Source organism: Corynebacterium tuberculostearicum (assembly GCF_032821615.1).
In the GTDB taxonomy this organism is placed as follows: domain Bacteria; phylum Actinomycetota; class Actinomycetes; order Mycobacteriales; family Mycobacteriaceae; genus Corynebacterium; species Corynebacterium tuberculostearicum_H.
Map to the genome: position 1 here is coordinate 463,572 of NZ_JAVBIF010000001.1, position 20,237 is coordinate 483,808.

Below are 20,237 nucleotides of genomic sequence, written 5' to 3' on the forward strand. Positions count from 1 at the left end.
TTCCATCTTTAACGACAGCGGTGTAATTTTCACGCACATTTTCCGCGTGTCGAGACCCTCAAGTTCCACTTTAGGGTTTCTCACCTGCGGTTTTGCTAGTCACACCCGTATCATCCGCCCCATGGTTCAGGCACTGAAATGGGCCCGTGCAGCGCACACGCCTAAGCGGTGCTGCACGGGCCTACAAGCGCGATAAAGGCACCTGCGGGGGCACCCGTCGCCCTATCCGCGGGTGGTGACCAACTCAGGGTTGGAAATATTCCACTCGCGGCCTTCCATCTTCAACACGGTGGCGAAGGCATGTGCCTTGTCCTCATCGTTGGAATCGCTGGCACCCCAGAAGACGCGCCGGTCGTCTTTAGTGGTGAAAGTCAGCGAGTATTCGCCCGCTACTTCGAGCTTTGCTACTTGGTTGCGGACGTCGTCGGAAAGCGCTGCAATCGCTCGCACCGCATCCTGGGTTTGCGGGGAGCCGCTATCAACGGAACCCGTCACCTCGACCGCGCCCGCGGGAGGCTCAGCGGAGGTAAATTCCTCGCCTTTATCATCGATCAGGAAGGGCTTATTATCGCGCTTTACAAACGCCACGGCCTTGTGCTCGGCCACGTTGATGGTCAAGGTCGAAGGGAAATCGCGAGAGACTGTCACCGAATCGACCCAGTCCAATCCAGCAACGCCGGAAGCTGCCTCACGCGCGTTAACGCGCAGCAAATTTTCGCCCTTGGGAACCCCAGAGGCTTCCTCCACCTGTGCGGGATCGAGCTGGTGGACGCCTTCCACCTGAAAATTACGTATCTTTAGGACGGGAACTGTCCACATCACGGCGGCCACTATGAGGACCACAGCGACAATTGCAGCGATGACCCCAGCGATGAGCTTTGCGGATACGCGCACTAGCTTGCCCGCAATTCATCGAGGATTTCCGCTGCCACCATGGTTACCGAGCCAGCACCGATGGTCAGCACCACATCGCCTGGCTCCACCACCGACACAACGTCGCGGGCGGCGGCGGAAAAATCCGGCTCGAAGATGACCTGCATATCAGCGGGCATCTTATCGGTAATGATGCGGGAGGTAATTCCCTCCACGGGCTGTTCGCGGGCGCCGTAGATATCGAGTACCACGGCGGCGTCGGCAAGCGAGAGTGCCTGGGCAAACTCGGCGTCGAATTCCATGGTGCGTGAGTACAGGTGCGGCTGGAAGCAGGCAATGACGCGCCCGCCGTGGCCTTCCGCCTCAACCTTGGCGCGCGCGGCCCGGAGCACCGCCGCAACCTCGGTGGGATGGTGCGCATAGTCATCGAAGACGCGCACGGGTTTGCCCTGCTTGTCGACGCTCCCCCGGTACTCAAAGCGCCGGCGCACACCGCTAAAGTCAGCCAAACCCTCGGCGATGGCGGCCGGGGTGCCACCGGAGAGCACACCGGCGATCAAGGCACCCATGGAATTGAGCACCATGTGGTGGCCTGGGATCTGCAGCTCGTAGCGCACGGTTTCAGAAACGCCAGGAAGGTCGAGCTTGACGGTGGTGTCCATGCCTTCCGCGGTGGTCTCTTCGCGGACCAGCTCGGCGGCCAGCGGCACGGTAGAGGTGAAAGACTTCTCCGGCGAGCCGTAGGCTACGACGTTGATCCCGCGCTCCAGCGCCCGCTCGCCAGCCCGGGCAGCGTGCTCGTCTTCAGCGCACACAACGAGATAGCCGGTCTCCGGAGTGACCAAGTCAGCAAAGTCATCAAAAACTTGGAAGTAGGCTTCCTCGCCGTGGAAGAAGTCGAGGTGATCGGGCTCGATGGTGGTGAGCACCGCAACATCGGGGCTATAGCGCAGCAGGGAGGCATCAGATTCATCGGCCTCGGCGACGAAAGCTTCCCCGGTGCCACCGTGGGCATTGGTGCCCGCGCGATTGAGCTGGCCGCCGATGGCGAAGGAAGGATCGAGACCCGCGTGTTGCATCGCGCTCACGGTCATGGACGTGGTGGAGGTTTTGCCATGGGTGCCAGCCAGCAACACCTGCTTGTGGCCTTCCATCAAGGCGGCGAGCAGATCGGAGCGGCGAATTACCGGGATATCGTTATCCTTTGCGGCTACCAGCTCCGGATTATCTTGGGGGATGGCGGCGAAAGAAGTAACGACGACGGTGGGCAGTTCACCAGACAGTCGCAGGTTTTCTGCGGCGTGGCCGATGGCGACCTTGGCACCCATGGTGCGCAACACCTCAACCGGGGTGGAGTCTTTGACATCGGAACCTGTAACCACTCCGCCGCGAGCGGCGAGGATTCGCGCGAGCCCCGACATGCCGGAACCACCAATGCCGATGAGGTGGACGCGGCGCAGATCGTAGTGTGCGGGATCGGTCATTTACTTATCCTTCCTTCCAGCGGCGTCTTCGGCCTCGGATACGCGGGCGGCGATGCGGTCTGCGATGGTATTTGCCACGTCGCCGGCGCTGGCATGGGCGGCGGCGTGCGTCATCGACTCGAGGCGTTGTCGGTCATCGAGAATGCCGCGCACCTCGGAGATGAGTCGCTCTGCGGTCAGCTCCGCGTCCGGAATCTGGATGGCGGCGCCTGCCTCGACCACGTCGCGGGAATTGAGCGCCTGTTCGCCATTGCCGTGCGGCAGCGGAACGTAGATGGCCGGCAGGCCTGCGGCGGATACTTCGGCAACGGTCATCGCGCCGGAGCGGCACACGACGAGGTCGGCTACCGCAAGGGCGGATCCCATGTCCTCGATATACGGGAGCGCGGCGTAGTTGGGGTGTTCCGCGGGCGGATCATTCTTCTTGCCATAGGCGTGCAGGAGCTGGAAGTCCTGTGCCAAGTCCTCCACCGCTCCAGCAACGGCGCGGTTGATGCTGGCCGCGCCTTGGGACCCGCCGGTGATGAGAATGGTGGGAAGCTCGGCCAAGTTCCACTTGGTGCGCGCGTCTGCGGCCAGGTTGCCATTCGGGTCCTCCGCCAGGCTCGGGCGAACGGGGATGCCAACGACCTCGCCCGGCATGCCGGAATCTGGGTGGGCGTTGAGTCCAATGCCACCCATCTTCACGCCGAGCTTATTGGCCATTCCAGCCAAAGCATTGGTCTCGAGAACATAAAACGGGATGCCGAGGGATCGCGCAGCGATATAAGCCGGCCCGGCCACGTAGCCGCCGGTGCCAAAGACGACATCCGCCCCGACGTCCTTGAGTACCTGCTTGGCCTCCCCCACCGCGCGAGAGAGGTTGAACGGTAGCTTGAAGAGCTGCGCGTTGACCTTGCGCGGGATTGGCACGGGGGTAATCAGGCTAAGGTCCACGCCGCGGGCGGGAATGATATCGCGCTCGAGGCCCTTTTCGGTACCGAGAGCGGTGATGCGTGCGCCGTGGCGCTCGCGCAAAGCTTCGCCCACGGCGAGGGCGGGTTCAATGTGTCCGGCGGTGCCGCCACCTGCGATGACGACGGAAATAGGCGTGGAATTCATAGCCTAAAGGCTACCAGCGCCACCTATCGATAGCGGCGCTCGGCGCGCGGATAGCGGCGGCCGCTTCCGGTCACGGGGCGACCAAAGCGCTCCTCGCGCACGCGGGACCGCGGCTCCTGCGGGCGGGCGTGACGGCCATGCTGCTTCTTTTTCGGCTGCGGCACCGGCTGCGGCTCGCCGATGAAAAGGAGACGGTCGAACAGCGGGCGACCGAAATTCTGCATGGCGGAAATCTGCATCGGTTCGTGACGCGCCACGTTGCACAAGATGCCCATCGAGCCGATCGTGATGATCGCTGCGGTACCGCCGGCCGAAATCATGGGCAGCTGAATACCGGTTACCGGCAGCAGGCCGATGACGTAGCCAATATTGACGAAGGCCTGCGTGACCACACCGATGGTCAGCGTTGCGGCCAGCAGGGACTGGAACTGGTTCTGTGCGCGCATCGCAGTGCGCAGGCCCACATAGCCCAGTGCGGCGAAGAGCACGATGACGAGCGCACCGCCCCACCAGCCGAGTTCCTCACCCACGATGGCGAAAATAAAGTCATTTTTCGCCTCCGGCAGGTAGAACCACTTGGCACGGGATTGGCCAATGCCAACGCCCCAGAAGCCGCCGTCGGCAAGCGAGAGAAAGCCCTGATAGGACTGGAAACCCGTACCTTGAGTATCGGAGATATTGCCCACGAGGGCGTCGAAATAGGTGTGGAAGCGGTTGGACCGGAAGCCGCCAGAAAGGAAGATAAACAGCAAACCACACACGGCTGCGACGCCGATGGTCGCCGGAACGCGCCAGTCGACACCCGCGAAAATCAGGGTGAAGACAACCACGAGGGCAAAGGACAAAGCCATACCCAAGTCGCCCTGAAGGACGATGAGCAAGAACATACCGCCGGCAATGAGGGAGTACATCATGAAGGGATCCGTCACCTTCATGGATTTGTGCTCCTTATCCGCCAATACGGTCGCACCAAACATGCCTACGGCGACGCGGGCAAGCTCCGAGGGCTGCAGGGAGAACGGCCCCAAGTAAATCCAGGACTGGGAACCTACCTCTTCACGGCCGGTACCGACGCCAGGGATCAGCACCGCGATGAGCAAAATGATGGACAAACCCACAATCCACGGCACGCATTTGCGCAGGGTATGCGGCGACACCTTGAGACCAAACCAAAAGGCAACGAGACCCAAGAACACCATCACGCACTGGCGCAATGCTTGGTTCCATACTCCGCCGTCCTCGGTCAGGGAAGTAGCCATGGAGGAAGAAAAGACCATGAGCACGCCGATGCCTACGAGGAAGAAGATGATAAAGCGCAGCAGCTGGTAATCAAGGCCTGCTTCCTGGCGGGCTCGCTCGCGCAGCTCGCGAACGCGGTCGCCAAAACTCTTGGAGCGCGGGCGCTGCTGGGAGGTGGCCGTCATGTGTTCTCCTGATCCTTAAATCTATAGCTCTAGTTGCGGGTAAGCTCCCGCGCGGCCGCGGCGAATACATCACCGCGTTGAGCCATGCCGGTATACATGTCTAACGATGCCGCAGCCGGCGCCAAAAGAACGGTATCGCCGGCACCGGCGTGTTGCAGTGCAGCCTCCACCGCAGCATTCATGGCTGCGAAAGGCTCCTGCGTTTCGATGACGTCCACCGGGGCATGCGGCGCGTGGGCGGCGAGGGCCCGGGCAACCTCTTCCCTATCCACGCCCAGGACTACCGCGGCTTTGATGTGGGCGGCGTGCTTGGCGACGAGCCCGTCCACCTCCGCGCCTTTCAACTGCCCGCCGGCAATCCAGACCACGGAATTGAGCCTCTTGAGCGCCGCATCCGCCGCATGTGGGTTGGTGGCCTTGGAATTATCGATGAACGTAATGCCGGAATGCTCATGGACCACAGCGCCGCGGTGCCCGGCGACGGTATATGCGGCCAGCCCCTGCGCAATGGACTCTGGGGTGGCGCCTGCCAGACGCGCGACGCTGGCTGCGGCCGCAGCGTCGAGGACTCCTGCCAGGCCGGCGGGCTCGATGCCCTCTGCGGACGCGAGATCCTCGCGCTTCTCGTTAAGCCGCGAGACAAGACGGCCGGCACTTACGCCCACCTCTCCCTGTGTAGGTTCAGCGGCAGTAAAGCCGAAGAGGTCTGCGGTATCCGCGGCGTAGTGGACCGCCTCGGCGTCATCCTTGCCCACTACAGCGACTTCACCGGAGAGCACCTTGGCCTTCGCGCGGGCATAGGCATCAAACGATCCGTGCCAATCCAGGTGGTCATCAGCCAAATTCAGTAGCACGCCCACATCCGGGCGCAAATGGCTGGACCAATGCAACTGGAAAGAAGATAGCTCGGCACAGAGAACGTCGAGGCGAGGGGTGGCCGTGAGGGCGTCGAAAAGCGAAACGCCGATATTGCCCACCGCCAGTGCGCGCTTGCCGGTGCGCTTGGCATCTGCCTGCATAATCTGGGCCAACATGCCGGTAGTGGTGGTCTTGCCGTTGGTTCCGGTAACTACCAGCCAGGTGCGCGGGGCGCCGAAGACACCCGCACGATCCAGGCGATACGCGAGCTCCACGTCGCCGATGACCTCTACCCCATCGTCCTGGAGGGCGACCAACAAGGGCGAATCGGGACGCCAGCCCGGCGAAGTAACCACCAGGTCAAAATCGCCTTGGGAGGCGGAATCGACGGAGACGGTTGCTACCCCGTATTCCTCCGCCAATTCCGCCAGCGCGGTCTCGTTGGAATCTGCCACGGTGGTATCCACCCCGAGGCTTGCCAGCATAGCGACGCAACCGCGCCCCGATACTCCCGCCCCGGCTACGAGCACTCGCCCGCGCAACGAGGATGGCAACTCGGTCATCTCTATTCCTCTTTCCTCGATAAAGCTAAAAAGGCGTGAGTCTTAGGAAGCAAAGCCGACGGCAGACAGCCAGTCGCCGTAGAAGATGCATACGCCGGCGATAGCGGCCATGGCGCTTAGCAGCCAGAAGCGGGTGACCACGGCGGTCTCGGCCCAGCCACCATTTTCAAAGTGGTGGTGGATGGGCGCCATGCGGAAGAAGCGCTTTCCGGTGCTGCGGAAGACGATGATCTGGATGACGACGGAGACCGTCTCAATCACGAAGATGGCGCCGATGATGATCATGAGCAGTTCGGTGCGAGTCGTCACCGAGAGGCCGGCGACGAGGCCGCCGAGTGCAAGCGAACCGGTATCGCCCATGAAGATCTTGGCCGGTGCGGCATTCCACCACAAAAAGCCCAAGCAACCGCCCAGGCCAGCTGCAGCCAGCACGGCCAAGTCGAGCGGATCGCGAACCTCGTAGCACCCTGCCGCTGGCGAGACGGCGCAAGAGTTGCGGAACTGCCAGAAGGAAATCAGTGCATAGGCGCCCATCACCATCGCGGTGGTGCCTGCGGCCAAGCCGTCGAGTCCGTCGGTGAGGTTCACGGCGTTCGACCACGCAGCAATGAGTAGATAGAGAAAGACCAGGAAGACAATGGTGCCGATGATGGCGCCGCCCACGGCGATGTCGAAGGTTTCAAAATCGCGAACGAAGGAAAGGTTGGTAGACGCTGGGGTCAATCCGTGCTCGTCTGGGAACTGCAGCGCCAGGATGCCGAAGATGAGCGCCACGGCCAGCTGACCAACCAGCTTGGCGGTCTTGTTCAGGCCGAGGTTGCGCTTTTTGAACAGCTTGATGAAGTCATCGGCAAAACCCAGACCGCCCAGGCCCATCGTGAGGAAATAGACCAAGAGACCGGAGGGGCTAAAACCACCGTTACCGGTCACGCGGGCATAAATTCCCACCACGAGGTAGGCCACGGTGATGGCCAGCAGAATCGCCAGTCCGCCCATGGTGGGGGTGCCGCGCTTGCGCAGGTGCAGCTGCGGTCCGTCCTCGCGGATTTCTTGCCCCTTGCCTACGCCGGAAAAGTAGCGCACCAACATGGGAGTGGTAAAGATCGCGACGAGGAAGCTGAGGATGCCCGCGATAATGATCTGAGTCATTGCTAGAGGTCTTTCTCCTTGTACTGAGGACTAACGGCGATTGAGCTGTTCTGCCACGCGCCACAGGCGCTGGGCATTTGATGACTTGATGAGGACTACATCTTTGGCCTCGCGCCCGGTCCAATCTTCGATGCCGGCAGGCGCTACCCTGATGATGTCTTCGACCGCCGCCGCAGCGGCGTCAACATCCGGGCTGATAGTAGTATTTATACCCCGCACCTGTGCGGCTTCAACCATGGCCCTCATATTATCGTTGTCTCCCACGGCCACGAGGTGGTCAACGTGGTACTTGGAAAGCACCTCTCCCAATGCGCGGTGGGCAGCCACCGCTTCTCCGCCGAGCTCGCCCATCTCACCGAGCACGGCGATGGCGCGGGCATCCGGTCGGGCGGCCGAGGTATAGGCCAGCGCGGCAATGGCAGCGTGCATGGAATCGGGGTTGGCGTTATAGGAATCATCGATAGTGGTTACTCCATCGCGGCGGGTACGCACGTCCATGCGGTGTTCCGAGGCATTCTGGTGCCCGGATAGCGCATTAGCTACCACCTGCGGGTCCATGCCCGATTCAATAGCCGCGGCGGCCGCTGCCAAAGCGTTAGAGACCTGGTGCTTGCCAAAGACCTGCAGCTTCACCGGAAGTGGGTCCGTTCCCGGCGCATGCAGCACAAACGAGGGGCGGGCGACGTCATCGAGCTGGATATCGCTGGCGTAGTACTGGGCGTCGGAAGCCGGCGGCTTATTGGCCGAGTAGTAGACGACCTTGGCTGAGGTGCGCGGCGCCATGCCGGCGACGAAGGGATCATCGGCATTGAGCACGGCGACGCCGCCCTCAGCGGCCGAGGGCAAGGCTTCCACGAGCTCACCTTTGGCCTGGGCAATATTCTCGCGTGAGCCAAACTCACCCAAGTGCGCGGTACCAACGTTGAGTACCACGCCGACAGTAGGCGCGGTGATGGTGGTCAGGTGGCGGATATGACCAATGCCGCGGGCAGACATTTCGGCAACTAGGAAGCGGGTGTGCTCATCGCAGCGCAAAGCGGTATACGGCAGGCCGACCTCGTTATTAAAGGAGCCGGGAGGGGCAACGGTGTCACCCTCAGCACGGAAAATCGTGGCCAGTAGGTCCTTGGTGGAGGTCTTTCCGGCCGAGCCGGTTACGCCCACGATGTCTAGGCCTTGCTCGGCGGTCAGGCGGCGGGTGACCTCCCGCGCGATATCGGAAAGCGCCTGCACCACCGCGGCGGCCGAGCCGTCCTCGTCGTGGGCATAGATATCCGCGTTGGCGGCATCACCGGTAACGCGGCCTTGGGGCTTGACGACGACCGCCGGAACCCCCACCGGCCGCGCCGCCAGCACCGCCACTGCGCCCTGCTCGATGGCCTTTTCTGCATAGTCGTGGCCATCCACGCGGGCACCGGGCAGGGCAAGGAAAAGCCCGCCCTTGGTTACCTTCCGGGAATCGAATTCGATGAACCCGGTAACGCGCTGGTCTGGGTCAGACACGCAATCGAGGCTGCCCCCGGTAATTTCGGCAATATCGGCAATAGAAAGTGGAATCATGTCTACTCCTTCGCATCCCCAAGAGTATCGCGGTGCGGGGTTCCGGCCAGCTTTTCCTCGATAGCGCGGGCCATTTCCTCGCGGTCATCAAAGTGCAACGTCTTTCCGTTCACGAGTTGTCCCACCTCGTGGCCCTTGCCCACGACGATGACGGCATCGCCCGGCTCGGCCCAATCGACGACCTCATCGATGGCACGGGCGCGTGAGCCTACCTCGCGGATATCGCCCTGCGGGGCGGCTTCCCGTGCGCCCTCCATCACCGCCGCGCGAATGGTGGCGGGGTCCTCGGAGCGAGGGTTGTCATCGGTCACCACGGTAAGGTCTGCGCGGCTGGCTGCGGCTGCGCCCATGATGGGGCGCTTAGAGCTATCGCGGTCTCCGCCGGCGCCGACGACAATGCCGACGCGCCCCGTGGTTCCCTCCAGCTGGCCGCGCAAGGTGTCGAGCACCGCAGCGATGGCCGCGGGCTTATGCGCGTAGTCCACTACGGCCACAAAGTCCTGGCCGCGGTCGATGCGCTCCATTCGGCCGGGGACTGCGACCTTCTCCACGCCCGACAGGAACTCCGCTGGGTCCTCTCCTACCGCGGTGGCCATGCCGAGCGCCAAGCAGGCATTGGCGATATTGAACTCGCCAGGCAGCGGCAGCCGGAAGGTGAAATCGGCACCGTCATAATTCAGGGCTACCTCCTGGGCACCGGTGGCCTCAGCGGCGGTTTGGCGCGCGCTAATCGTGGCCGAAGCGCCCTGGGTGGCAACCGTAGTAACTGGGTGGCCGGCGCTCTTGGCGACGCCGCGCATGCGCTCGCCCCACTCATCATCGATGCAGAGGACGGCTCGTTCCGCCGCCTGTTCCCCGGCGAAAAGCTTCGCCTTAGCCTGGAAGTAGTCCTCCATGGTGGGGTGAAAATCAAGGTGGTCCTGGCTCAGGTTCGTAAACCCGCCTACCGCAAACCGAGTTCCGCGCACGCGTCCTAGCTCCAGCGCGTGCGAGGACACTTCCATCACCACGTGGGTAACGCCCTCGTTCTTCATGCGCGCGAAAAGCTCTTGTAGGGTCGGCGCCTCAGGCGTGGTGAGCGAGGTGGGAACCGGCGTGCGGTTAATACGGGTACCGGTGGTCCCGATTAGGCCCACAGAATGCCCGGCGTGGAGCAAGCCGGCCTCCAGCAAGTAGCTGGTGGTGGTCTTGCCGGAGGTGCCGGTAACGCCGATAACCGTCAGGTCGCGGGTGGGGTGGCCATAAATCTCGGCGGAGATTGGACCGAGCACGGCACGAATATCCTCTACCACCAAGATGGGGCGGGTCTCTTGGGCTTCGGTAAGCAGGTCGAGTCCGGCGGCGTCGGTAAGCACAGCTCCCGCCTTGGTATCGCGAGCGAACTGCGCGCCGTGTACGCGCGTGCCCGGCAGGGCGGCAAAGAGCGCGCCTTCCGGCAAACGGGAAGAATCCAGCCCGCACGCGGAAACCTCCACGGTGGCATCACCAATGACGCGCCCGCCAGAAAGCTGGGCGAGAGTATCCAAAGAAACGGTCATACTAAGCTCCTATTGTGCCCGCAGGGTCAGCCGCGGTGCTGGTTTCGAAGTCGGAATATTGTCACGATTAAGTAGCCACGAGGCGATATCGCGGAAGATAGGTGCCGCCGACTGGCCGCCGCCTCCATTGTCCTCCACGCCGGACTTAGGCTCATCCAGCATGACGGCAACAACGAAGCGCGGATCATCGGCCGGCGCAATGCCGGCAAAGGTGATCCAATAGGCGGAATTCGAATACGCCCCGGTATTTGGGTCCACCTTCTGGGCCGTACCGGTCTTGCCGGAAAGCTGATAGCCCTTAAGCTGCGCATTGCCGGCCGTACCGTTTTGCAGGCCGGCATCATCGTCCTGGAAGACGGCGCGGAACATATCCACCGTGGTTTTGGCAGTCTCCGGGCTTACCACCTGGTTCTTTTCCGGTTCCTCTAGCTTTTCGTCCTTGCCGTCTGGGCCCTTGACCGAGTCAATGATGCGCGGCTCGATACGCTCGCCGCCATTGGCCAACGCTTGGTAGACGCTGGCCATCTGCAAAGTGGTCCACGACTGGCCCTGGCCAATAGGCAGGTTAGCGAAGGTGCCGCCGGACCATTGCTCCAAGTCTGGGACGCTGCCGGCCGATTCGTTCGGCAGCTCAATACCGGTGGTATTGCCCAACCCAAACTTCTTGAGGTACTCGGCGTACTTTTCTTGGCCCAACTTATCGGCGATCATCAAGGTGCCGACGTTGGAGGACTTACCAAAGATGCCGGTGGTGGTATACGGCTCGGTGCCGTGTTCCCAGGCATCGTTGACCGTCACGCCCGCCATATCGATGGAACCGGGGACCTGGTGCACCTCATCCGGGGTGGTCACGCCCTCCTGCAGTGCAGCAGCCGCGGTAACCACCTTGGCTACAGAACCCGGCTCATAAGGATGGGAAACGCTGCGGTTTTCAAAGTCCTTACCCTCATCAAGCTGATCCTCAACATTCTTATTGGGATCCACGGTATCGGTATTGGCCATGGCAAGCACCTGGCCGGTGGCAGCATCGAGAACTACTGCTTCCGCACCAGAAGCCTTGGAGTTGGCCTTGGCCTTTTCCAGCTTCTGCTGAACGTAGGTCTGCAGGTCCAGATCCAAAGTGAGGGTGACGTCGCGACCATCAACGGTATCCACGACGTCACGCAGAGTGCCTGGAATCACCTGGCCATCTGCGGAGACGTCCTCGGTGGACTGGCCGTCAATGCCAGTAAGCTCCGTATCGCGCGCGGCCTCGAAACCGAACTGGCCATGGCCGTCCATCGACACCTTGCCCACAACGTTTTCACCAATGGCGCCGTTGGGGTACTGGCGAATGTCTTGGCGGTCCGCTGCCACTCCGTGGTACTTATTGGCGATCTCCACGGCAACATCCGGATCGACGTTGCGCACCAGTACCTCATACTGGGTATCGGCTTTCAGCTTATTGAGGATGTCGTCCTTATCCACCTTGGAGGTAGAGGCGCCGGAATCCTCAATCAGCTTCGGGATTCCCTCAGACATGTCCTTGAGGGTCTCCTCCATCTTCTTGGTGAGGAAGCTATCCAGCTTCTTATCATCCATGCCCTCTGTCGAGCCATCTTTCTGGGCCTCGATCTCGGCCTTGTCCTTTAGCTCATCGCGCAGGCGGGTCGGTGAGACGGTCAAGGAACGAGACTTCATCGTGTAGGCCAAGCGCTGGCCATCGCGGTCTAAGATTTCTCCCCTGCGGGCCGGCTCGATATAAACGCGCTCGCGCTGCGTTACGGCCTTGGCGGAAAGGTCCGGGCCCCACACGAGCTGTACCCAGGCCAAGCGGCCAGCGAGGACAACCATCGCCACGAGCACCACGGATACGATGATGCGCAGGCGTTTGCGCATCATCTTCTTTTGCGGCACCGCGGAGCTGGTCGAGCGGCGCGGGCGGCGCCTAGCCTTACTTGGCGTAGTCACAGTCCAGTGTCACCTTCCCTATTTCCGCCACAATTTCTTGCGTGTATTGATTGTGCCCTACAAAAGTGAGAATGCCCGCGCCACCACGCGCGAGCATCATCTTTTTCACCGATTATTCTTCCCTAGCTACTCGGCGCGGCTGGCATACGGCGCACGGGCCGGAAGGTTAGGTCGCGCATTCTCCTGGGCGGCACCGGCATCGCTGGTCTCACGGTCCGAGTTGCGGTCGCCGGCATCGCCACCATTGCTGGTGCGCTGCTGTCCCTGTGGCACGGCATTGAGGGAATCCGACATCCCCTCCGTATCCTTTGGGTCGCTAGAAGCCTGGCCCGGGCGGATTGGTTCACCGTTGACATCAATGAGCTTTTCGGTATCCGGGGTGCCTTCGCGCTTGTCGACGATCTTTCCATCGCCGCCAACTTCCGCAATACCCGGCTGCTTGGGAATAGCCATTCCCATTTCATCCGCGCGGCGCGCAATATCAGCAGAAGAGCTGAGATTCTCCGCATCGCGGTTGAGGGTCTCAATCTGGTTATCCAGTTGGGAATCCTGCACGGTCAGCTGCTGGATGGCAAAGGTTTGCTTGGTAGACAGACCCGACAGCCACATGGCCAAAGCCACGCCGACGATAAGCAGCGTGAGGGAAATGACACCCAACCGGGTAAGGAGCCCGTTCTTCTTCGTCTGCGGCTGCAGCTGACGGCCGCGGAAGCTAACCACCTGCTTCGAACCCAGTCGCTTAGTGCTGCGGTGCGGCACGCGAGTGCGGCTCGGGGCACGCTTAGTGCTGGGACGCTCGCGCAGCGCCGTCGGGGCTCCGGTATCGATTCCGGTGGTGAAGTCTCGGCTGGCGCCCATGGTGCGAGTGGCCTCTCTGTCGCGGCTGTCAGTCTTTAGGTGGTTGCGGCGTGGGATGGTGCTCATTGCCTGCCTCCCGGCGGTAGAAATTCTGGCATTCCCTCGAGTCTTTCGATGGCACGAACACGCACCGACGCGGCTCGCGAATTTTCCGCGATTTCCTCTTCAGAGGCCTTTTCCGCCCCGCGCGTAACGATCTTGAACTTCGGCGCGGTGCCTGGCAGATCCATCGGCAACCCAGCCGGCGTCTTGGACGTAGTCAGTTCTTTGAAGGCTGCTTTAACGATGCGGTCTTCCAAAGATTGGTAGCTCATGAATACGGCACGGCCGCCTTCCGAAAGCGCTTGGGTTATAACCGGCAGGACATTTTCAATAGCTTCCAACTCGCGATTGACCTCAACCCGCAGCGCCTGGAAGGTGCGCTTGGCGGGGTGCCCTCCGGTACGGCGGGTCGCAGCGGGAATGACATCATAGAGCAGCTCAACGAGCCGCGCGGAGTTCTCGAAAGGCTCCTTGTCGCGCTCTTTCAACACGGCGGAGGCAATTTTTCCCGCGAAACGCTCATCACCATAGGTTTTGAGGACGCGAGCCAAGTCACCGTGCGAATAGGTATTGAGTACATCCGCCGCAGTAATCCCCTGCGAAGGGTCCATGCGCATATCCAGCGGTGCATCCGCCTTATAAGCGAATCCGCGGTCAGCCTGGTCTAGCTGCATTGAGGAAACACCAAGGTCAAAAAGGGCGCCGGCAATGCCTACAGAGCGAGCCGAATCAAAGATATCGCCCTCCCCTTCCGCGATGGCGCTGCCCAGCTCATCGAATCGTGCATTAACGCCAACGAAGCGATCGCCGTAGGGCGCAAGACGTTCGGTTGCATTGCGCAGCGCCTGCTTATCGCGGTCAACGCCAATGACTCGAGCCTTGGGGAAAGATTCCAGGAAGTAGCGGGTGTGGCCACCGGCGCCCAAGGTGGCGTCGACAAGCACTGCCTTATCCCCCGCCGCTTCTACCTGGGGGCGCAGGAGATCAGCCATGCGCTCGCGCATGACCGGCACGTGGCCGTGGTTTTCGGCCACATCATAATTTAGGTCTTTGGTAGCCATGTCTCCCCGCAACCCCCTTTCTCAAATTCCCTGACTTCCAGTGGTGGAAAGCATGCGAGTGCGTATAGGGCCCTGTCCGAGGCAGGTTTCTGATATCGGGGAAGTACACCAGAATCATCCGCCTCGGACAGAGTCCTTACACGCACTCTTGTGCAGACTTAGAGCAAGCCCGCCAGCACGTCATCAGCATCTGCTGCCGAATAAGCATCTTCAGTTTGCGACTGGTACTCAGCCCACGCGGCTGCGTCCCAAATTTCGAGAAAGTCCACAGAGCCAACCACAACGCACTCCTTGGACAAGTTGGCATATTCCCGATGCCCCGCAGACAACGTAATGCGCCCATGCCCATCCGGCCGCTGTTCGTCCGCACTTGCTGCCAAGTTACGAATGAAAGCACGTGCTTCTGGGTTGGTTCGAGAAACCGCCGCAGCCTTCCGCGCGCGTGCCGCAAATTCCTCCCGTGGGTACACGGCCAGCGAGTGGTCCTGCCCCTTGGTGACCATGAGGCCACCCGCGAGTTCATCGCGAAACTTTGCCGGAAGCGTAAGACGTCCCTTGTCATCGAGCTTCGGAGTGTAGGTTCCGAGAAACATCCCGGCGTCCACCTTCCTTACTCGAAAACTCCGGATTCTCTTACTTCAGAATCGAGACCCTTGAGCCCCTCTTTCCTCCGCTGCGCCCCACTCTACCCCACTTTCCCCCACCTAACCCACTTAAAGCGGCGTGTCCCGCAGATTGCCCTCGATTACCTGCAGCTAGATAGCAGTTTTTCCAGTGGGAAGAAATCCCACGAAAGGCCTTGACAGCCTGCCGCAACCACCTCTTTCACCCCACCCGCAACACCAACATAATGAGCCTCACTCCGCACACCAACCCCATATGCTGTGTTATCAAGGACTTTTAGCTAAGTCCATGGGGCAACCACCCCACCATTGCCCACCCAGCGCCTCATCCGTGGGGCAAAGTGGGGAATTTTGGCGAGATACAAAAATGCCCCGGTTGACCCTCACTGGGCCAACCGGGGCGAACTAAATGAAAAAGCGCTAACGCTCCTCAAAGCGGCGACGGAAGTTTTCCTCCAACTTGCCACTGACTCCACCACTGCGGGACGCGGACTTCTTTGCACGAGCGCCGGAATAATAACCCTGAGCAGAATGCCCAGATCCATCTCCGCGCAGCATCCACACGCCGGCGGCAAACATCACCAAAAAGCCCGCGATAGAAAGCACGATAAACCACAGGCTTTGCTGCGCGAGAGCAACACCGCCGACAAGCATGCACAGCCCAACGACAACGAGCGCTACACCTCGGAGGGTTACCGCACCGCCAGATCCACCAAACGACGTAGGCTCAGAAACGGAAGCGCCAAACTTAGGATCGTCAGCAAGTAACGATTCCTCAATTTCACGGAGCGTGCGCTGCTCCTGCTCGGAAAGGGACACTGTTCCTCCAACTAGGGATTGAGCTTCGGGCGGTAATAGTTCTATCTATATTAACGCCCAGAATAATCAGCATGTTCCCCAAAAGGTAGTGAGCGCCCCCACGGAGTGACTACGCAGCAAAAGAGCCGAAAGTAGTCCCCGCCTCACTTTCATCCAAAAATTGTGCGGCATGCTGCATGAGGCCATAAACATATTCCTCGCTCGGCGCTTCATCCAGCCCCGAAGACACGCGCGCACGAGTCCGCGAATATCCCTTAAAGGATTCAGCCCACCGCTTGTCTTCCACACCGACGAGCGCTAAACGATCCCATGCACTGGAGGGAAGGCGGCGGCGCCGAGCCACTACAGATGCAGCTACTCGTGCGCCAGCAGTACGTAGAGCCGATTGGTACGCCACCTCCAAGGCTTGATCGAATCGCCCCTCAGCCGCATAACCGCGCGCCGCGTCTAATAATTCTCGTGCTTGAAAGAGGAACCGTGCCCGCTTGCCGCCTTCTCGCCCAAGAGAACGGGTACGGGTTGCCGAAATAATCTGTGCCATTGTCTTTGCCCTTAACTAAATAAATAACGTCGTTGAACTGCCCCCGACCCTAAGCAAGCCGCCAGACATTCCACCCTTGATAATAGTTCACCTGTTCGATTTGATCAACGTTAATTGCAGGCCACAACTTAACTGCAGCCCGCTTGTTCGATTCCCTATTGCGGCTTTCGAAGAACGGAGTGAGCCTCGCTTTCCCTCCGCTACAGACATCTGGTGTCATAGGAAGTGTGAGCTTTGAAATTCGCCGCCTAACCCCGCCGGAATTCTCCCTGCTAGCCCCGCAGTTGGTGGAAATCTACATCGAGGCAATGCACTACAATCCCGCGATCTTGCATAGCCGCATCTCAAGCTGGCGAAATGACGTGACCCGCCCCGGATTCAGCGCGCAGATTGTCACCCATGACAATGGCATCGTTGGAGTGGCCTACGGCTTCTTAGGCTCCCCAGATAGCTGGTGGGACACTGAGCTTCGCCGGGGGCTCCGACTACAAGGCGGGCCCACCGAAGAGCAGTGGGATATTGTGCGCAACTACTTTGAGTTGGCAGAGATCCACGTCTTGCCGCAGTACCAGGGGCACGGCCTAGGCAGAAAACTATTAGAGGGATTGCTATGGAATGCCCCGGCGCGCTACGCACTGTTGTCCACACCCGAGGTGCCGAACGAGGATAATGGCGCCTTCCGCCTTTATAGAGCCGCTGGCTTCTTCGATGTCCTCCGTGATCATCTCTACCCCGCCGATTCCCGCCCCTTTGCCATATTGGGCGCGAGCCTGCCGCTGTAAACCTCTGTTATTTCTTGCGCAACCTAGCCGGTATCGTGTGGGGTGTGACTATGCAGAATATTCCTGAGCTTGCGGACATCCCCGGTGCGGTGCGCGAGGAACTCGCCACCTTTCTCGATCAACGCCGAGAGCAGGTGGCCGCAATTGGCGCCCCTGTAACCAAGGCCGTGAGTTTTTTGGAATCCTTCGTGCTTGACGGCGGCAAGCGAGTACGGCCTACCTATGCCTGGGCGGGCTACCTTGCCGCAGGTCGAGGAGAAGAAGATCCCGCGGCTATGCTCCGCGCGGCCGCCTCTTTGGAATTTATCCAGGCCTGCGCCCTTATCCACGATGACATTATCGATGCTTCCAATACCCGTCGCGGCAATCCTACGGTGCACCGGGGCGTCGAAAAGCTGCACCGCGAATCGGAATACTTGGGAGACCCAGAGTTCTTCGGCACCTCCGTAGCAATCTTGGTGGGCGATTTAGCGCTGGTGTACGCAGAGGACATGTTCCAAGATTCCGGCCTGAGTGCGGCCGCTTTGCACCGTGCCCGCAGCCCGTGGCGCGGCATGCGCACTGAGGTTATCGGCGGGCAGCTCTTGGATATCTCTTTGGAGGCGGCAGGTTCCGAATCGGTAGAGCTGGCCATTTCCGTCAACCGCTATAAGACGGCCGCTTATACCATTGAACGCCCGCTGCACTTGGGCGCCGCCATCGCCGGTGCGAGCGAGGAACTTATCGCAGCCTTCCGCGGCTATGGGCACGATATTGGCATTGCCTACCAGTTGCGCGACGATCAGCTGGGTGTTTTTGGCGATCCCGCGGTAACCGGCAAACCTGCCGGTGATGATCTGCGCGAAGGCAAGCGAACCGAACTTTTGGCGCTAGCGCTCCAGCGCGCGGATGAGTCTGATCCACAAGCTGCTGCTACCTTGCGCAAGCTCATTGGCCGCACCTCAGATCCCCAGGAGCTATCGCGCTTGGCCCAGATCATCGCTGATTCGGGCGCACCAGAAGAAATTGAGCGCCGCATCGATGCCCTAACGCAATCGGGCCTGCAGCACCTGCGCGCCGCACAGGTGGATCCCGCGGTGACCGAAGCCCTAGAGCAGTTGGCGATCAAGGCCACTGCTCGCCGCAAGTAGGTTGTCCCGTGGCAAAGACGTACTCTTTTCCCATTCCACGCGCGCTGCCGCTGGGGCTATCTGCCTCCTGCATCTTGTTGCTCGCGTCCTTTTCTGGCGGCGCCACCCGCAACCGTGGAGGACTCCTCGAAGCATTAAATATTGGCTTCTTGTCTTATGGGCACGGGCGCAATCTCGGCCTCGCGCTGTACTGGGTGGGTATTTTCCTCTTAGCCGCAGCGTGGGTGCTTGCTGGGCGCACCATCATTCGCCCGCAGCTCAAAAATCCTCTCCCCGAGGGCGGCTTGCGGGACATCCAGCGCATTCTCATCGCCTGGGTAGCTCCCCTTTTATTAGCCGGACCATTGGCCTCACGCGATGTGTATTCCTACCTTATGCAAGGTGCAATGGTTCGCGATGGCTTCGATCCGTATACCGAAGGGGCCGCCGTTAACCCCGGCCCCTTCCTCCTTGAGGTATCACAAGATTGGCGCAATACCACCACACCTTATGGTCCCCTCCACCTGTGGATAGGAGAACTGGTCACCAGCCTGGTAGGCGATAACGTCACTGCAGGCGTGGTGATCTATAAGATTCTTTCTCTGCTTGGGTTTGTTACCATCGCTTGGTCAATCCCCCACATCGCCCGCAAACTCGGTGCTGATCCGGCGGTAGCACTGTGGCTTGGTGTAGCTAATCCAGTTATTATCGTGCACCTTATCGGCGGCATGCATAATGAGTCGCTCATGGTGGGGCTCGTGTCTATCGGCCTGCTAGCGGCATTGCATCAGCGCTTCCACGCCGCCCTCCTCCTCGTGGGCACGGCCGTGGCTATGAAGGCAACTGCGGTTATTGCGGCACCGTTTATCGTATGGTTGATGCTCCACCACTACGCTCCCAAGGGCTCCAGTAAGTGGCGACAACTTGCTGTCTTTGTGCTATCTGGCATCGCCGCAGTGACAGAAATCATCGCCGCAGTAGCCTTCATCACGTGGGTTTCCGGCACGTCATGGGGCTGGCTATCGCAGGTAAGCGGCAATTCCAAGGTGATTAACCCGCTGGCAGGTCCCACCTTGGCCACCGATATTATCTTCCCAGCGGTACAAATATTTATGCCGGATGCATCCTATAACGCCATCCTGGCCGTCCTGCGCAGCATCGCCATGGCCTGCATGCTCATTGGGCTGGTGGCGGTGTGGTGGCTTTGCCGCAAGGACAACCGCGACGCCATTATGGGCACCGCGGCCGCGTACCAAGTTGCCTTTGTTTTCAATGCCGTGACCCTGCCGTGGTACTACGCCTCTATCTTTACCCTGATGGGCACCTTCCGGCCGCCGCTCTGGCTCATCAAATTCACCACCGGCGTGGCCCTGTTTATTGGCGTCTCGTTCTCCGGCGATGGCAATCACCAGCTCTACAACTGGTTCTGGGTGATCGGCATGATTGTGGTGGCGTGGTTTGCCACCCAGTGGATCTTTGAAGGCGTGCCTAAAAAGCGGCAGCCTGCGCGCGCCGAATAACCTCGCGGGCAAGGTGACCGTGCAGGGCATCGATCGGGCGGCCCGGCAGCGAGTCATCCTCGGTAAAGAGATGCTTGAAGATTTCGTCGTCCTTATAGCCGCCGTCTGTCAACACGGTAATTGCGGCAGTTACATGCTTGGCAATCACACCCTTGTCGTTGAAGAAGGCCAGAGGTACGCGCTTTCCTTCTGGGGAATCCCAGGCAATGAACTTTCGGTCCTGGAGCAGGTCATAAGCGCGCGTGATGGGTAGGTCTAGCTTTTCTGCCACCTGCTGCATGCTGAGCAGTTCTTCGTTAGCGAGCAAGGAATCGAGGGATTTTTCTTGGTTAGTCACGTTTTCTACTTTAACGCGGGCTAGATGATCGGCCATACTGGGAAG

At 60.5% G+C, this 20,237-nt stretch carries 18 protein-coding genes; 3 read left to right on the top strand and 15 right to left on the bottom strand.

The window, feature by feature from the left end:
- Positions 1–222: 222 nt before the first annotated feature.
- The 14 genes from RAE09_RS02215 to RAE09_RS02280 form a co-directional block, all read right to left on the bottom strand.
- Entirely contained in the window at positions 223–894 is a 672-nt protein-coding gene (locus RAE09_RS02215) for a cell division protein FtsQ/DivIB (protein WP_302258142.1), read from the bottom strand.
- Positions 894–2,357 carry a UDP-N-acetylmuramate--L-alanine ligase gene (gene murC / locus RAE09_RS02220; protein ID WP_302258144.1) on the bottom strand — a complete coding sequence of 488 codons (1,464 nt, stop codon included), beginning with the start codon at positions 2,355–2,357 and terminating at the stop codon, positions 894–896. Before murC ends, RAE09_RS02215 begins: the two co-directional genes overlap by 1 nt.
- Positions 2,358–3,458, bottom strand: coding sequence for an undecaprenyldiphospho-muramoylpentapeptide beta-N-acetylglucosaminyltransferase (gene murG, locus RAE09_RS02225; RefSeq protein WP_302258146.1), 1,101 nt, complete (start codon positions 3,456–3,458; stop codon positions 2,358–2,360).
- A 23-nt stretch (positions 3,459–3,481) separates the two neighbouring features.
- Complete coding sequence (locus tag RAE09_RS02230; protein ID WP_302258148.1) at positions 3,482–4,882, bottom strand: FtsW/RodA/SpoVE family cell cycle protein; 1,401 nt, start codon at positions 4,880–4,882, stop codon at positions 3,482–3,484.
- 29 nt (positions 4,883–4,911) lie between these two features.
- On the bottom strand, positions 4,912–6,303 hold the full coding sequence (murD, locus tag RAE09_RS02235) for a UDP-N-acetylmuramoyl-L-alanine--D-glutamate ligase (protein ID WP_316980824.1): 1,392 nt from the start codon (positions 6,301–6,303) through the stop codon (positions 4,912–4,914).
- A 42-nt stretch (positions 6,304–6,345) separates the two neighbouring features.
- The gene (mraY, locus tag RAE09_RS02240; protein ID WP_005328919.1) at positions 6,346–7,452 is read right to left on the bottom strand and encodes a phospho-N-acetylmuramoyl-pentapeptide-transferase; all 1,107 of its coding nucleotides are present in this window, start codon (positions 7,450–7,452) and stop codon (positions 6,346–6,348) included.
- Between the two features lie 30 nt (positions 7,453–7,482).
- The gene (locus RAE09_RS02245) at positions 7,483–9,012 is read right to left on the bottom strand and encodes a UDP-N-acetylmuramoyl-tripeptide--D-alanyl-D-alanine ligase (protein WP_302258150.1); all 1,530 of its coding nucleotides are present in this window, start codon (positions 9,010–9,012) and stop codon (positions 7,483–7,485) included.
- A 2-nt stretch (positions 9,013–9,014) separates the two neighbouring features.
- Complete coding sequence (locus tag RAE09_RS02250; protein ID WP_302258152.1) at positions 9,015–10,550, bottom strand: UDP-N-acetylmuramoyl-L-alanyl-D-glutamate--2,6-diaminopimelate ligase; 1,536 nt, start codon at positions 10,548–10,550, stop codon at positions 9,015–9,017.
- 9 nt (positions 10,551–10,559) lie between these two features.
- Positions 10,560–12,431 carry a peptidoglycan D,D-transpeptidase FtsI family protein gene (locus RAE09_RS02255; protein WP_371744516.1) on the bottom strand — a complete coding sequence of 624 codons (1,872 nt, stop codon included), beginning with the start codon at positions 12,429–12,431 and terminating at the stop codon, positions 10,560–10,562.
- A 195-nt stretch (positions 12,432–12,626) separates the two neighbouring features.
- Positions 12,627–13,424, bottom strand: coding sequence for a hypothetical protein (locus RAE09_RS02260; protein ID WP_225746719.1), 798 nt, complete (start codon positions 13,422–13,424; stop codon positions 12,627–12,629).
- Positions 13,421–14,461, bottom strand: coding sequence for a 16S rRNA (cytosine(1402)-N(4))-methyltransferase RsmH (gene rsmH, locus RAE09_RS02265; protein ID WP_302258155.1), 1,041 nt, complete (start codon positions 14,459–14,461; stop codon positions 13,421–13,423). The genes RAE09_RS02260 and rsmH overlap by 4 nt, the downstream gene beginning before the upstream one ends.
- 158 nt (positions 14,462–14,619) lie before the next feature.
- Positions 14,620–15,054 carry a division/cell wall cluster transcriptional repressor MraZ gene (gene mraZ / locus RAE09_RS02270; protein ID WP_005324499.1) on the bottom strand — a complete coding sequence of 145 codons (435 nt, stop codon included), beginning with the start codon at positions 15,052–15,054 and terminating at the stop codon, positions 14,620–14,622.
- A gap of 450 nt (positions 15,055–15,504) precedes the next feature.
- The gene (locus RAE09_RS02275) at positions 15,505–15,903 is read right to left on the bottom strand and encodes a DUF3040 domain-containing protein (protein WP_302258156.1); all 399 of its coding nucleotides are present in this window, start codon (positions 15,901–15,903) and stop codon (positions 15,505–15,507) included.
- A 109-nt stretch (positions 15,904–16,012) separates the two neighbouring features.
- Positions 16,013–16,444: an SAV_6107 family HEPN domain-containing protein gene (locus tag RAE09_RS02280; protein WP_204608338.1), complete on the bottom strand. Its 432-nt coding sequence runs from the start codon at positions 16,442–16,444 to the stop codon at positions 16,013–16,015.
- A 227-nt stretch (positions 16,445–16,671) separates the two neighbouring features.
- Between RAE09_RS02280 and RAE09_RS02285 the strand changes: the two genes are divergently transcribed.
- The 3 genes from RAE09_RS02285 to RAE09_RS02295 are packed head-to-tail and all read left to right on the top strand — an operon-like array spanning position 16,672 to position 19,855.
- On the top strand, positions 16,672–17,226 hold the full coding sequence (locus RAE09_RS02285) for a GNAT family N-acetyltransferase (RefSeq protein WP_005324493.1): 555 nt from the start codon (positions 16,672–16,674) through the stop codon (positions 17,224–17,226).
- A gap of 50 nt (positions 17,227–17,276) precedes the next feature.
- Positions 17,277–18,356, top strand: a complete 1,080-nt coding sequence (locus RAE09_RS02290) for a polyprenyl synthetase family protein (RefSeq protein ID WP_316980882.1) — start codon at positions 17,277–17,279, stop codon at positions 18,354–18,356.
- 8 nt (positions 18,357–18,364) lie between these two features.
- Positions 18,365–19,855, top strand: coding sequence for an alpha-(1->6)-mannopyranosyltransferase A (locus tag RAE09_RS02295; RefSeq protein ID WP_316980825.1), 1,491 nt, complete (start codon positions 18,365–18,367; stop codon positions 19,853–19,855).
- Here the strand turns inward: RAE09_RS02295 and RAE09_RS02300 are convergent.
- Entirely contained in the window at positions 19,824–20,228 is a 405-nt protein-coding gene (locus tag RAE09_RS02300) for an Rv2175c family DNA-binding protein (protein WP_080970387.1), read from the bottom strand. The genes RAE09_RS02295 and RAE09_RS02300 overlap by 32 nt on opposite strands.
- Positions 20,229–20,237 lie beyond the last annotated feature (9 nt).

What these genes read in the sequence shown, in the direction of transcription:
- murG (WP_302258146.1), bottom strand. Translation starts at nt 3,458, where the DNA reads ATGAATTCCACGCCTATTTCCGTCGTCATCGCAGGTGGCGGCACCGCC.
- murC (WP_302258144.1), bottom strand. Translation starts at nt 2,357, where the DNA reads ATGACCGATCCCGCACACTACGATCTGCGCCGCGTCCACCTCATCGGC.
- RAE09_RS02245 (WP_302258150.1), bottom strand. Translation starts at nt 9,012, where the DNA reads ATGATTCCACTTTCTATTGCCGATATTGCCGAAATTACCGGGGGCAGC.
- RAE09_RS02300 (WP_080970387.1), bottom strand. Translation starts at nt 20,228, where the DNA reads ATGGCCGATCATCTAGCCCGCGTTAAAGTAGAAAACGTGACTAACCAA.
- RAE09_RS02250 (WP_302258152.1), bottom strand. Translation starts at nt 10,550, where the DNA reads ATGACCGTTTCTTTGGATACTCTCGCCCAGCTTTCTGGCGGGCGCGTC.
- murD (WP_316980824.1), bottom strand. Translation starts at nt 6,303, where the DNA reads ATGACCGAGTTGCCATCCTCGTTGCGCGGGCGAGTGCTCGTAGCCGGG.
- RAE09_RS02290 (WP_316980882.1), top strand. Translation starts at nt 17,277, where the DNA reads ATGCAGAATATTCCTGAGCTTGCGGACATCCCCGGTGCGGTGCGCGAG.
- RAE09_RS02280 (WP_204608338.1), bottom strand. Translation starts at nt 16,444, where the DNA reads ATGGCACAGATTATTTCGGCAACCCGTACCCGTTCTCTTGGGCGAGAA.
- rsmH (WP_302258155.1), bottom strand. Translation starts at nt 14,461, where the DNA reads ATGGCTACCAAAGACCTAAATTATGATGTGGCCGAAAACCACGGCCAC.
- RAE09_RS02260 (WP_225746719.1), bottom strand. Translation starts at nt 13,424, where the DNA reads ATGAGCACCATCCCACGCCGCAACCACCTAAAGACTGACAGCCGCGAC.
- mraZ (WP_005324499.1), bottom strand. Translation starts at nt 15,054, where the DNA reads ATGTTTCTCGGAACCTACACTCCGAAGCTCGATGACAAGGGACGTCTT.
- RAE09_RS02255 (WP_371744516.1), bottom strand. Translation starts at nt 12,431, where the DNA reads ATGATGCGCAAACGCCTGCGCATCATCGTATCCGTGGTGCTCGTGGCG.
- RAE09_RS02230 (WP_302258148.1), bottom strand. Translation starts at nt 4,882, where the DNA reads ATGACGGCCACCTCCCAGCAGCGCCCGCGCTCCAAGAGTTTTGGCGAC.
- mraY (WP_005328919.1), bottom strand. Translation starts at nt 7,452, where the DNA reads ATGACTCAGATCATTATCGCGGGCATCCTCAGCTTCCTCGTCGCGATC.